11 protein-coding genes and 1 pseudogene are annotated in these 12,451 nt (G+C 73.5%); 6 read left to right on the top strand and 6 right to left on the bottom strand.

Annotated elements, in window-relative coordinates:
• Positions 1–82: 82 nt before the first annotated feature.
• Positions 83–949 (bottom strand): annotated as a pseudogene (locus ABZ919_RS37145) (SGNH/GDSL hydrolase family protein); the annotation flags it as partial.
• Between the two features lie 544 nt (positions 950–1,493).
• On the opposite strand from ABZ919_RS37145, the gene ABZ919_RS37140 reads away from it, so the two are divergent.
• Both ABZ919_RS37140 and ABZ919_RS37135 read left to right on the top strand, forming a co-directional pair.
• Positions 1,494–2,483 carry an NAD-dependent epimerase/dehydratase family protein gene (locus ABZ919_RS37140; RefSeq protein WP_361257261.1) on the top strand — a complete coding sequence of 330 codons (990 nt, stop codon included), beginning with the start codon at positions 1,494–1,496 and terminating at the stop codon, positions 2,481–2,483.
• 140 nt (positions 2,484–2,623) lie between these two features.
• The gene (locus ABZ919_RS37135; protein ID WP_361257258.1) at positions 2,624–2,929 is read left to right on the top strand and encodes a hypothetical protein; all 306 of its coding nucleotides are present in this window, start codon (positions 2,624–2,626) and stop codon (positions 2,927–2,929) included.
• A gap of 4 nt (positions 2,930–2,933) precedes the next feature.
• Here the strand turns inward: ABZ919_RS37135 and ABZ919_RS37130 are convergent, their stop codons facing one another.
• Both ABZ919_RS37130 and ABZ919_RS37125 read right to left on the bottom strand, forming a co-directional pair.
• A complete protein-coding gene (locus ABZ919_RS37130; protein WP_361257255.1) occupies positions 2,934–4,046 on the bottom strand; it encodes a HAMP domain-containing sensor histidine kinase in 1,113 nt (370 codons plus the stop codon).
• A gap of 2 nt (positions 4,047–4,048) precedes the next feature.
• On the bottom strand, positions 4,049–4,780 hold the full coding sequence (locus tag ABZ919_RS37125; protein WP_361257252.1) for a response regulator transcription factor: 732 nt from the start codon (positions 4,778–4,780) through the stop codon (positions 4,049–4,051).
• Positions 4,781–4,850: 70 nt separating this feature from the next.
• On the opposite strand from ABZ919_RS37125, the gene ABZ919_RS37120 reads away from it, so the two are divergent.
• From ABZ919_RS37120 to ABZ919_RS37110, 3 genes are read left to right on the top strand one after another with little or no spacing between them, the layout of a single operon-like run.
• The gene (locus tag ABZ919_RS37120) at positions 4,851–5,585 is read left to right on the top strand and encodes a glycosyltransferase family 2 protein (RefSeq protein WP_361257250.1); all 735 of its coding nucleotides are present in this window, start codon (positions 4,851–4,853) and stop codon (positions 5,583–5,585) included.
• Positions 5,582–6,199, top strand: a complete 618-nt coding sequence (locus ABZ919_RS37115) for a DUF2064 domain-containing protein (RefSeq protein WP_361257247.1) — start codon at positions 5,582–5,584, stop codon at positions 6,197–6,199. The genes ABZ919_RS37120 and ABZ919_RS37115 overlap by 4 nt, the downstream gene beginning before the upstream one ends.
• Positions 6,196–6,960 (top strand): class I SAM-dependent methyltransferase, encoded by a 765-nt coding sequence (locus ABZ919_RS37110; RefSeq protein WP_361257244.1) that lies wholly within the window; start codon positions 6,196–6,198, stop codon positions 6,958–6,960. Before ABZ919_RS37115 ends, ABZ919_RS37110 begins: the two co-directional genes overlap by 4 nt.
• Positions 6,961–7,273: 313 nt before the next feature.
• Here ABZ919_RS37110 and ABZ919_RS37105 read toward each other — a convergent pair whose 3' ends face one another.
• Entirely contained in the window at positions 7,274–8,509 is a 1,236-nt protein-coding gene (locus ABZ919_RS37105; protein WP_361257241.1) for a molybdopterin-dependent oxidoreductase, read from the bottom strand.
• A gap of 113 nt (positions 8,510–8,622) precedes the next feature.
• Between ABZ919_RS37105 and ABZ919_RS37100 the strand changes: the two genes are divergently transcribed.
• Positions 8,623–9,957 (top strand): hypothetical protein, encoded by a 1,335-nt coding sequence (locus tag ABZ919_RS37100; protein ID WP_361257238.1) that lies wholly within the window; start codon positions 8,623–8,625, stop codon positions 9,955–9,957.
• Between the two features lie 417 nt (positions 9,958–10,374).
• On the opposite strand, the gene ABZ919_RS37095 is transcribed toward ABZ919_RS37100, so the two are convergent.
• Together ABZ919_RS37095 and ABZ919_RS37090 are read right to left on the bottom strand one after the other, a co-directional pair.
• Positions 10,375–10,827, bottom strand: coding sequence for a DNA-binding protein (locus ABZ919_RS37095; RefSeq protein ID WP_361257235.1), 453 nt, complete (start codon positions 10,825–10,827; stop codon positions 10,375–10,377).
• Between the two features lie 74 nt (positions 10,828–10,901).
• A complete protein-coding gene (locus tag ABZ919_RS37090) occupies positions 10,902–12,395 on the bottom strand; it encodes a long-chain fatty acid--CoA ligase (protein WP_361257232.1) in 1,494 nt (497 codons plus the stop codon).
• Between the last annotated feature and the right edge of the window lie 56 nt (positions 12,396–12,451).

Raw genomic sequence — 12,451 nt, 5'->3', positions numbered from 1 at the left:
AGCCGGGACCCCTTCCCTCTGGTCGAGAAGGGGACGCGGTCCTTGACCACCGCACTGGCTCGCACGCCGCCACGGTCCGTCCGAGACCGAGCACGCTCAGGGTGCGCTCGGCCATGCGCTGCTCGCCGAGGGCGTTGGGGTGGACCGGGACGATGTTCTGCCCGAAGAGGAGCGGCTCGATCCACCGGGTGCCCACGGCCTGGCAGGCGTCGTGGCCCTCGGACACCTGGGAGAAGTCCACGTAGGTGGCCCCCGCCTCCTCGGCGGCGCGCTGGACGACGGCGTTGAGGTGGGCCTGCATCGCGTGCAGGTACGGCACGTCACCGGAGGCGATCGGCAGGCTGGCGAAGCACGACGGGTCGGCCTGGGCCGGCGCGATCCACGGGTAGCCGAGCACCGCCACACGCGCGCCCGGCGCCTTGGCCCGGACGGCGCGCAGCGCTGTCTTCAGCGCGGGGTAGGTCTTGCTGTCGATCGTGTCGTCGAAGGAGGTGCCGTACATGTCCTTGCAGGGGCTGCCCTGGCCTCCGCTGAGGATGCCGGCGGTACCGCAGGCGAGCATGGCGTTGATGAAGGTGCCGTTGTCGTTGCCGCCGATGGTCAGCGTCACCAGGCCGGTGTCCGCGGTGACCGCGTCGGTCTGCGGGTCCAGGCCCGGGTACTGGGACTCGGTGAAGTCCTTGGCCTGCGCGGCTCCGCAGGTGACGTCGGTCAACCGGGCGCCGGTGCGGGCGGCGATGACATGGGGGTAGTCGGCCGTGGAGCGCAGGCAGATCAGATTGCTCGCGTCGACGGGAAGCACGCCCGAGGCGGCGCTGTAACTGTCGCCGAGGGCTGCGTAGTTCACGGGCCCGGAGGCCTGGGCGGGTGTGGCTGTGAGGCCGAGGGCCAGCGCGCCGGCGAGTGCGGACGTCGCGGCGATGGCACGGCGCAGGGCAGGCATGGGCATGGGCATGGGCATGTGCTCCCTCTTCTCGGGATGGGGGGACGCCGGGCGGGCGGGCATGGCGGTGCCGGCCCGTGTGCCGGTGCGCGAGAATGCTGCGGCTCAGAGCAAGGGGAGGTGCCGGCCGTCAGGGCGTGGACGTGGGGCCGCACGCATGACGACGGCCGTGAAGTGCCGGGGCGCGGGATTACCGCTGGTTTCTACTGATAGGTAATGTGAGGGTGGCGCATCGCGCCGTCAACGTTGTTGACAGAGATCCTTGAACACGGGCGACACGGCAGGTACGTGCCCCTCCTCGCTGGACGGGCGAAGACCCCGTTCGCGTCGTATCCGCAGCACTCCACGGGAATGTCATCGCACCCCGAGATCGCGGAGATGCGAGAGCGACTCGAGCTCGGCCACGGGACTGACCGTGGGCGTCACCCGCCGCGTCCACCGGTGAAACCCGTGGCGTGCCGCACCGCGGCCGGCGCGGAAGCTCTTACGGAGTCGTGACGCGGTGCCCGCGTCGCCCGGCCCCGGAGCCGTCCGCAGTTAGCGTGACCGTATGCGTGTACTGGTCACCGGCGGTGCCGGTTTCATCGGATCCCATGTCGTCGAGGCCCTGCGGGCCGGCGGGCACGAGCCACTGGTGTACGACGTCCGGGACGAGCCGGGTGCGGACGTGCGCAACCCGGGTGCGGTCGCCCGCGCCCTGTCCGGCGTGGACGCGGTCTGCCACCAGGCGGCCATGGTGGGTCTCGGCAACGGCGTCATGGACGCGGCCGAGTACGTCTCCCGCAACGACCTGGGCACCGCCGTGCTGCTCGCCGCGATGGCCGAGGCGGGCGTACGGCGGCTGGTGCTGGCCGGGTCGATGGTGGTGTACGGAGAGGGCCGCTACGACTGCCCCGCGCACGGTGTCGTACGCCCCGGGCCGCGAGCCGCGGCCGACCTCGAGTCGGGCCGTTTCGAGCCATGTTGCCCGCGGTGCGGCGCATCCCTCACGCCGGGCCTGGTCACCGAGGACGCCGCGCCGGACCCGCGCAACGTCTACGCCGCCACCAAGCTCGCCCAGGAGCACCTCTCGGCCGCCTGGGCCCGGGCCACGGACGGTACGGCGATCTCGTTGCGCTACCACAACGTGTACGGGCCGGGAATGCCCCGCGACACCCCTTACGCCGGCGTCGCCTCCTTCTTCCGCTCGGCCCTCCGACGCGGCGACGCTCCGCGGGTGTTCGAGGACGGCCGGCAACGGCGCGACTTCGTCCACGTACGGGACGTGGCCGCGGCCAACGTCATCGCGATGGAGGCCGGGCCGCGCCCGGGAACCCTCACGGCGTACAACACCGGCAGCGGCGAGCCGCGCACGGTCGGCGACCTGGCCCGGGCCCTGTCCGCCGCTCACGGTGGTCCGGACCCGGTCGTCACCGGCGAGTACCGCCTGGGCGACGTCCGCCACATCACGGCGGACTCCTCCCGGCTGCGCGCGGAACTCGGCTGGAAGCCGGAGGTGGGCTTCACGGAGGGAATGCAGGAGTTCACGCGAACGCACTGAGCGTGTCCACACCTGCAGGACGGCGTCGCCGTCGATCATGGCGTTGCTCCGCACGGAATGCGGATCAACCAGTCCAATCAGTTCCACCAGTTCCACCAGTTCAACCGGTTCAACCCGTTCAACCAGTCGAAAGGACAGCCATGTCGCGACGGATCCCGAGGCCGACCCGCGCCCGGGTCGCAGCGCTGATCACCGCACCGGTGCTCGGCCTGGGCCTCCTCGCCCCGACGGCCTTTGCGGACACGCCGCCCCCCGGCCCGAAGATCGACAGCGGCACCGTCGTCGACAAGGTGTGCCGGCACGCGAACGAGGACACGGAGGAGGGCACGGGGATCTCCTGCGAAAAGGACATCGCGCCGCTCCTCTCCCGCATCATCGGGCCCGGAAGCGGCGTCACCTGCCGGAGCGTGTCCCCGACGGACATCGTCTGCCGCCCGGAGAAGTGACGGCTCACCCCTCGGCCGTCGGCAGGGTCACCTCGAAGCGGCAGCCGCCCGGGATGTTGCGGACGGTCGCCCGGCCCTGATGGGCCTCGACGATGCCCCGTACGATCGCCAGCCCCAGCCCCGCCCCGGCCGGCGGGGTCCGCGCGTCGGTGCCGCGCCAGCCCGTGTCGAAGACGCGCGGCAGGTCCTCCTCGGGGATGCCGCCGCAGCCGTCGGTCACGGACAGCACCACGCCGTCGCCGGTGCGCTCGGCGGCGACCGCGACGGTGCCGTCGGGAGGGGTCCGGCGGATGGCGTTGACCAGGAGGTTGCCGAGCACCCGGGTCATCTCCTTGCCGTCCACCTCCACCGGCACAGGCTCGACCCGGTCGCCCACCAGCCGTACGCCGTGTTCCCGGGCGAGCGGGTCGGCGCCCGCCAGTGCGTCGCCGACCAGGTCGTACAGGGAGATCCGGGAAGGGCTCAGCGGGAGGGTGCCCGCGTGGATCCGGGAGAGTTCGAAGAGGTCGCCGACCATGTCGTTGAGACGTTCGACCTCGGTGCGCATCTGCTTGAGGTACCGGTCGGGGTCGGCGGCCACGCCGTCCTCCAGCGCCTCCGACATGGCGCGCAGTCCGGCCAGCGGGGTGCGCAGGTCGTGCGAGATCCAGGCGACCAGCTCGCGCCGGGACTTCTCCAACGCCCGCTCGCGTTCCCGGGATTCGGCGAGCCGCGCGCTGGTGGTGGCCAGCTCGCGTCCGAGGGCGTCCAGTTCGGCGGTGGCCGGGCCGTGCGGGGCGGCGAAGGCGCCGGCATCGCCGAAGGAGCGGGCGGCGTCGGCCAGTTCGCGGCTGCGGGCGACCACCCAGCGGCCGAGGAGCAGGGCGGTGGCCAGGGAGACCACGGCCGCCATCGCGACGACGGTGGTGACCACGGTCAGGTCGTGCGGGGACAGGAACATGGCCCACGCGACGGCGAGCGTCCCGGCGAGCATCGCGACGACGCCGACCGCCGCCACCACGGCGAGGGAGGCGGTGAGCGAGCGGCGCCGGATGAGGCGCAGCACGCCCGCTCCCGTGACCCCCGCGGCGGCGGCGCCGGCGAAGGCGTAGAGGGCGATGAGGAGGGTGTCACGCATGGTCAGCGCACCGCCCCGCCGGGCTCGAAGCGGTAGCCCACGCCCCAGACGGTCTGGATCAGGCGGGGCCGGGCCGGGTCGTCCTCGACCTTGCCCCGCAGCCGGCGCACATGGACGGTCACGGTCGACAGATCGCCGAAGTCCCAGCCCCAGACCTCGCGCATCAGGTCCTCGCGGCTGTACGCCCGTCCGGGGTGCCGCAGGAAGAAGGCGAGCAGGTCGAACTCCCGGAGTGTCAAGGCGAGTTCACTGCCGTTCTTGGTCGCCCTGCGGGCGTCGGGGTCGACGCGGAGTCCGGCCGCGGCGAGCCGGTGTCCGGTGACGGCCGGGCGGCTGCGGCGCAGCACCGACTCCACGCGCAGAACGAGTTCGCGGGGGCTGAAGGGCTTGGTGACGTAGTCGTCGGCGCCGACCTCCAGGCCCAGGATGCGGTCGTCCTCGTCGCCGCGGGCGGTGAGCATGATGACCGGCACGGGCCCGCGGGCCCGCATCCGGCGGCACACCTCCAGGCCGTCCATGCCGGGCAGCATCAGGTCGAGCACCACGAGGTCGGGCCGGTGCGCGGCGGCACGGGTGAGGGCGGTCGGGCCGTCGTCGGCGCGGTCGACCAGATAGCCGGCGCGGTGCAGATATCCGGTGACGACCTCGGCGACGGTCGGATCGTCGTCCACGACCAGGATCCGGGCCGTCTCGCCTGCGGCTTCGGCCCCTTGGGGCTCGTACAGCGATTGCATGCCTCCAGCCTCGCACCGCCCGGCCGCCGTCGCGGGGCCGCGGGCCGGGCGTCCGCGTTTCGTAAGGACCATGAGTCCGATATGCCCGATTGCCGTTCGTAGGGTGAAACCCGTGACGACCACTTCCACGGACGTCGACGTGGTGCTGCCCTGCCTGGACGAGGCCGAGGCCCTGCCCTGGGTGCTCGGCCGGATCCCGGCCGGCTGGCGCGCCCTCGTCGTCGACAACGGTTCCACCGACGGCTCCGCCGACATCGCCCGCGCGCTCGGCGCGACGGTGGTGCACGAGCCGCGGCGCGGCTTCGGCGCCGCCTGCCACGCCGGTCTGACCGCGGCCACCAGCGACGTCGTGTGCTTCTGCGACTGCGACGCCTCCCTCGACCCGGCGTTGCTCGTGCCCTTCGTACGGGAGATCCGGGACGGCGCGGCCGACCTGGTGCTCGGCCGGCGGCGCCCCGAGGGGCGGGGCGCCTGGCCCGCGCACGCCCGTGCGGGCAACCTCGCGCTGGCCCGGATGCTGCGCCGCCGTACCGGGCTGCGCCTGCACGACCTGGGCCCGCTGCGCGCCGCCCGCCGCGAGCCGTTGCTCGCCCTCGCTCTCACCGACCGGCGCAGCGGCTATCCGCTGCAGATGGTGGTGCGTGCGGCCGACGCCGGCTGGCACATCGCCGAACACGACGTGCCCTACCGCCCGCGCACGGGAGCCTCCAAGGTGACGGGCACATGGCGCGGCACCTGGCAGGCGGTGCGGGACATGAGCCGCGTGCTGGCCGAGGTGCCGGCGGACGGGGGGCTCGTACGGTGACCACGCTGCTCGTCATCGCCAAGGAACCGCTGCCCGGGCGGGTCAAGACCCGGCTCACCCCGCCGTTCACCCCCGCGGAGGCGGCGTCTCTCGCGGAGGCGGCGCTCACGGACACCCTGCGCGCCGTGGCGGCGGCTCCCGCCGCCCGGCGGGTCCTCGTCCTCGACGGGGCACCAGGGTCCTGGCTGCCGCCGGGGTTCGAGGTGCTGCCGCAGTGCGCGGGCGGCCTGGACGAGCGGCTGGCGGACGCCTTCGCGCACTGCACAGGCCCGGCCCTGCTGATCGGCATGGACACCCCTCAGGTCACCCCGGAGCTGCTCACCGTGGACTTCGCGGACTGCGAGGCCTGGCTGGGCCCGGCCGAGGACGGCGGCTTCTGGGCCCTGGGCCTGACCGAGCCCGACCCGGCGCTGCTGCGGGGCGTGCCCATGTCGACGCCCGTGACCGGAGCGGTGCAGCGGGAACGGCTGCTGGCCGCCGGGCTGCGGGTGCGCGAGCTGCCCCGGCTGCGGGACGTCGACGACGCCGCCGACGCCCGGGCCGTCGCCGCGCTGGCCCCGCACGGCCGGTTCGCCGCCCGGCTGGCCGCCTGCACCCCGGCCACCCCGCGATGAGCAGCCCGCCCGCCGCCCGTGTCGCCTGGGCGGCTGCCGACCCCTACTCCGCCGCCCTGCGCAGCGGCCGCGGCCCGCTGTTCCTGCGCCGCACCGACGGCTGGCTGCTGCCGCTCGAGGTCGAGCGCTGGTGCGCCCGCGCGGACGCCGTGGACCGGGCGGTGCTGGACCGCTGCGAGGGCGCCGTGCTGGACGTCGGCTGCGGTCCCGGCCGGCTGGTGGCGGAGCTCGCCGCCCGTGGCCGTACCGTGCTCGGCATCGACGTCAGCGAGGCCGCGGTGGACCACACGTTCCGGCTCGGCGGGCAGGCGCTGCGGCGCTCGGTCTTCGAGCCGCTGCCCGGCGAGGGCCGCTGGGGCACCGTGCTGCTCATGGACGGCAACATCGGCATCGGCGGGGAACCCTCCCCGCTGCTGGCGCGGGTGGCCGCACTGCTGCGCCCGGGTGGTCTGCTGATCGCCGAGACCGTGCCGGGACACATCGACGAACGCGCCCGGGTCCAGGTGGTCGACGCCATCGGCGCCGCCCGGGCCACCGGCGCTCCGTTCCCCTGGGCGCGCCTCGGCACCCCGGCCCTGCTGCGGTACGCGCGCAGGGCGGGGTGGCGGTCCGTCGCTCAGTGGTCGGCGGGCGGCCGGTGCTTCGCCGCCCTGCGCACCCGCACTCCCAGCAGCAGCGCCGAGCCGCCGAAGAGCACGGCGGTGATCAGCAGCCAGCGGGTGAGGAAGCCGTCCGGGGAGAGCCCGGTGGCCGACCGGTAGCGCATGTCCACCATCCCGCTGATCAGCGGGAACCAGACGAGCAGGAGCAGTCCGGACAGCATGGCCGGCACGCGCACGTACAGCGTCCAGCCGCGCCGTCCGGCCGCCCCGAGACCCCCGACGACGGACCGGTCCATCGCCGTGTACAGCGGCAGCAGGACGAGGTCGTGCAGCAGGGCGGCACCCACGATCCACAGCGCCACCCCGAACCAGTCACCGGCGAGCAGCCGGATCCCGGCGTACACGGCGAGCGCGAACGAGCAGGCCAGCAGGAGCAGTTGGAAGGGACTGCCGAGGCGTACGCGACGCGGCATCACAGGTCTCCGAAGGTCAGTCGGGCCACCCATTTGGTGTTGAGCACGCCGGGCGCCGCGGGCACGATGATCCGCGCGGGGTGACCGTGGTCGGGGGACAGTTCCTCGCCGTTGACGTACAGGGCGAGCAGAGAGCGTTCATCGGCCACCTGGTTGGCGCGCAGGGCCGCCCGGCGGAAGGCTCCGTGCCGCTGCAGGGACTCCACGAACACGTCCGGCGGATCGCCGTCGTATCCGACGAGCGCGGCGAGGTCCCGCAGCCGCACCCCGCGCCACCACTGGTCGGCGGTCGACCAGCCCTCCACGCAGGCGATCGGCAACGACGCGCTGTGCTGCGGCAGTCGGAGCAGCTGGGCACGGCTGAGCCGGACGGTTCCGGTGCGGCCGGTGACGACGAGCCGCCAGGCGTCCTCGTGGGTGTCGGCCGCGGTGATGCCTGCGTAGGCGGCGGTCTTGTTGATCTGGAAGCCGTTCGGGCCGCCACCGGGATCGGCCGTGCCGTGCGGCGCGAGCAGGGCCGTACGGCGGAAGGGCCCGCCCAGGCTCTGCCCGACCGTGGTCAGGAACAGCAGCAGGGAACCGCCACCGACCAGCCACAGCGCGCCGCGCCGCGAGACGGTGGGTGCCGCGGGGCGCGGGGCGACCAGGTCGTTGGGTTCCTGTGTCCGCCTCCCTCGTACGGTGCGCCATGCCGCCGGTGTCTTGAGCGCGGCGTGGGCCACGAACGCGGCGAAGAACACCCACGCGCCGTAGAAGTGCAGCGGGTAGAAGGAGCCTGGGAAGACGTAGTCCAGCTGGACGTTGAGCACCCCGGTGGTGAACTCGAACAGCCCGCCGCCGACCAGAAGCACCAGGGAGAGCCGCTCCAGGGCGTGCGCCAGGGAACGGGCCGGCGGCAGGCTGAAGAGCCTCGGCACCACCGACCACAGCTTGGCCAGCAGAACGGGGATCAGGGTGATGCCGAGCGTCACGTGGACGCCCTGGGTGAGCCGGTACAACCACACCGGGTCGGTGGGCCACGCGAAGAGGTAGAAGCCCAGGACGCCCTTGTCGGGTGTCTGGTCGTTCACCCGGGACAGTCCCGGGTTGTACGCGGCGTACGACACCAGGCCGGTCACGAACAGCACGGTGACGCCGGCGAGCAGGACGAGGCCGAGGACCGAGGTGAACCAGGGGCCGCGCAGCGGACTGCGCCAGAAGCCTGGGGAGGTGGGAAGCCGGGGATGGTCGCGCATGTCCCGACCGTAGGCCGGGAGACCACCGGAAAAGGGTCCGCGACCGGTGACGAAACGCTGACGTCCGGCCCGGACGGAGGCCGGGTGCCGCTCGCCCGGCCTAGCGTTCCCGTGTGACCCGAGCCCTCCGCCGCGACCTGTACGCCGCCGGTGCCGCCGCCCTCCTCGTGACGGCGGCCGTCATCGTCGGCCGGCACATCCAGGACACCCGCCACACCCTGTTCGTGAACTGGCCGCCGCTGTTCGCGGACTGGGACCCGCACATCGGCCCCGGCACCCCGGCGGCCCTGGCGGTGGCGGCGGCCGTCGTGGCGTACGGCCCCACCGTGGCGGCCCGTCTGTCCTGGCGCGCGCTGCTCGCGGCGGCCTGGGCGGGCGCCGTGGCCTGGATCGTGTCCCTCGCCCTCGTCGACGGCTGGCACCGGGGCATTGCGGTACGGCTGACCACCAGCAACGAGTACCTCCAGGTCATCGGCCGCTTCCACGACATCCCGGCCACTCTTCGCGACTTCACGCACCACATCGTCAGCGGCACTCCCGATCCCTGGCCGGCGCACATCGCCGGGCATCCCCCGGCCGCCACACTCACCTTCGTGCTGCTGGACCGGATCGGGCTGCGGGGCGGCGGATGGGCCGGGATGTGGTGCATCACCGTGGGTGCGACGGCATGTGCGGCCGTGCTCGTCGCACTGCGCGCGCTGACCGACGAGACCCTCGCGCGCCGGGCCGCGCCGTTCCTGGTACTGGCCCCGGCCGCGGTCTGGCAGGGCACCTCCGCCGACGCCTACTTCGCGGCCGTCGCCGCCTGGTCCCTGGCGCTGCTCGCGCTGGCACTGACGCGGGGCTCCCACGCCTGCGCGGCGGCCTCGGGCCTCCTGTTCGGCCTGACGTGCTATCTCTCCTACGGGCTCACGCTGTTCGCGCTCATCGGCGCGGCGGTCCTCGCACTCGGCCGTTCCGGACTCCGGGACCGCCCGACCCTGCTGCTTCCCCTGCTCGCCGGACTCGCCGTGTTCCCCGTGGTGTTCACGCTCGCCGGCTTCGACTGGTGGCACGCGTACCACCTGCTCGTCACGCGCTACTACCAGGGCGTCGGCGGCACTCGCCCCTACGGCTACTGGGTCTGGGCCAATCTCGCCTGCACCGCCGTCATCACCGGCCCCGCCACGGCGGCGGGCCTGCGGCGGACGACGACGGTGCTGCTGCCCGGGCCGGCACCCCGTCCCTTCGCGGACACACGGCTGGCGCTCCTGGTCTCCGTCGCGCTGCTCGCCCTGCTGATCGCCGACCTGTCCGGCATGAGCAAGGCGGAGACGGAACGCATCTGGCTCCCCTTCGCCCTCTGGCTTCTCCCGTCCTGTGCCCTCCTCCCCCGTCCCCGGGCCTGGCTCACCGCCCAGGCGATCCTGGCCCTGCTCCTCAACCACCTTCTTCTGACGGGCTGGTGAGCCGGTTCCCCTGACCGGCTGGTGAGCCGGTTCCCCTGACCGGCCGGTGAGCCGGTTCCCCTGACCGGCCGGTGAGCCGGTTCTCCTGACCGGCCGGTGAGCCGGCGCTCCGCCGGGCGTCTCCGGTCCACCAAGTGCCCGGCAGCTTCCGCTCCGCCGGGCGGCGGCCGGCGGCCGGTTCCTCATCTGCGCCCGAAGGGCCGGGGGTTCGGTCACCGGCGGCGGGGCGGAGTGACCTCATCACCGAGGCGCAGGAGGTGCTGCAGCGCGTGCCCCGGGACGGTGGGACGACCGCACAGGTGGCGGGCGGGAGCTTGCGGTCCCTCGACGCCGTCGACATTCCGGCCGTGGTGCGCAAGGCGTCCCCCGCACGCAAGGCGACCAGCCGTCCCGGCACGGACGGCGCCGGGGACGGCCTCACCCGGCCCCGGCGTCCTCGTCGTCAGCGGCGGTGCGGCCGGCCAGCCGTTCATAGCGCTGCCGGGCGGCCTGCGGAGTGCCGAGGCCGAGGCCGAAAGCGATGTCGGGCCACGTCATGCCCCGGCCCCGGGCCATCCTCAGGAGCGCGGCCTCCAGTTCGTCCATCTCCGCCCGCACCAGCGGCACGAGGCTCAGCGCGGCCGTGATGTCGGCCCGGTCCACCTCCGGCTCGCCGTCCTCGACCAGTGCGGCCCCGCTGAGCAGGAACGTGACGAGCCGGACGGCCTCGTGCGGTGCGAGAACCGCGGGATGCGTCTGACGGCGCCGTTGCTCGTCGGTCGCGGCATGCCGCTCGGCGATGCGGAACAGCGACGCGTGGACCCGCTGGGCCCGTGCCTGCTCCGGCTGCGGTGGTGCGAAGGGATCGGTGTGGTCAGCGTTCGGTGCCATGGGACAAGCGTGTGACCACACACGACATGACGTCAACTGAGTATTGTGAACAACCTGTTTGCCTCGGCGGTGGCTCAAGAGAGCGGCGCGGTGATCTCCCGCTTGAGTATCTTGCCGCTCGGGCCCATGGGCAGCGCGTCCGTCAGCCACAGCCGCCGCGGGTACTTGTAGGCGGCGACCCGGTCCCGTACGAACTGCTGCAGCTCCTCGGGGTCCGCGACGGCTCCCGGACGCAGGACGACCGCGGCGGCCACCTCCTCGCCGAGCCGCTCGTCGGGCACGCCGAGGACCGCGGCGAGGGCGACGGCGGGATGCTCGTGGAGCACCTCCTCGATCTCGCGCGGATAGACGTTGTAGCCGCCGCGGATGATGAGGTCCTTCTTCCGGTCGACGATGTACAGATAGCCGTCCTCGTCCCGGCGGGCCAGGTCGCCGGTGCGCAGCCAGCCGTCCGGGACCGTGGCGGCCGTCTCCTCGGGCCGCTGCCAGTACTCCTTCATCAGGTTCGGCCCGCGCACGGCCAGTTCACCGACCTCACCGGGTGCGACGTCCCGGCCGGCGTCGTCGAGCAGGCGGACCTCCACGTCGCGGATGGGCGTGCCGATGGAGCCGGGCTTGCGCGGACGGTCGGGGTGGTTGAAGGAGACGACCGGGCTGGTCTCGGACATGCCGAAGCCCTCCAGCACCATGCAGCCGAAGCGCCGCTCGAAGCCGTGCAGGATCTCCACCGGCAGGGAGGCGCCGCCCGAGACGCACATGCGCAGGCTGGACACGTCGGCCTCGGCGGCGCCCGGGTGCTGGAGCAGCGCCGCGTACATGGTGGGGACGCCCTCGAAGATGGTCGCCCGGTCGCGGGCGATGGCGTCGAGCACGGTCTGCGGCTCGAAGCGGGGGACCAGGGTGAGGGAAGCGCCGCTGCGGACGGCGACGTTCATGGTGCAGGTCTGGCCGAAGATGTGGAACAGCGGCAGACAGCCGACGATCACGTCCTGGGACGTCAGGCGCTGCACCTCCGTGGCGTTCACCTCGGTGTTGTGGCGGAGCCCGGCGTGGGTGAGCGCGGCGCCCTTGGGCCGGCCGGTGGTGCCGGAGGTGTAGAGCAGTACGGCGATGTCCTCACCGGCGGCTGTGGTCACCTCGTACTCCGGCTCCACGCGCGCGAGTTCGGCGGCGAAGGCGGCCGGCTCGACCGTCATGTGCCGCACGCCCGCGGCGGCCGCGCCCGCGGCGCCCTCGCCGGGCGCCCGGTGCCACTCGCAGAGCAGCACGGCGCCGGAGTCGCGCAGGTGGTACTCGGTCTCGCGCTCCTTCAGCAGCGGGTTCACGGGCACCACGATGCCGCCGGCGCGCAGGACGGCGTAGTAGAGGACGACGAACTCGGGCACGTTCGGGAGCATCAGCGCCACGCGGTCGCCGGTGCGCAGGCCCTCGTTCCGCAGCAGCGTGGCGGCCTGGGCGCTCAGCCGGTCCAGCTCGGCGTAGGTGGTGGTCGCCGCCCCGAGCCGCAGCGCCGGGCGGTCCGGCAGCCGTCGTGCCGTGTCCACCAGGAATTCCGCCAGATTGGCCATGATGCCTCCTCGCACGCATGCTCTCGCCACGCCCGCGGGTCCCGCCGCCGACGCTC

It is taken from the genome of Streptomyces sp. NPDC046759 (assembly GCF_040645475.1).
Taxonomy (GTDB): Bacteria; Actinomycetota; Actinomycetes; order Streptomycetales; family Streptomycetaceae; genus Streptomyces.
Note: the sequence above shows the minus strand (reverse complement) of the source record. Positions and strands in the feature narration are given on the sequence as shown.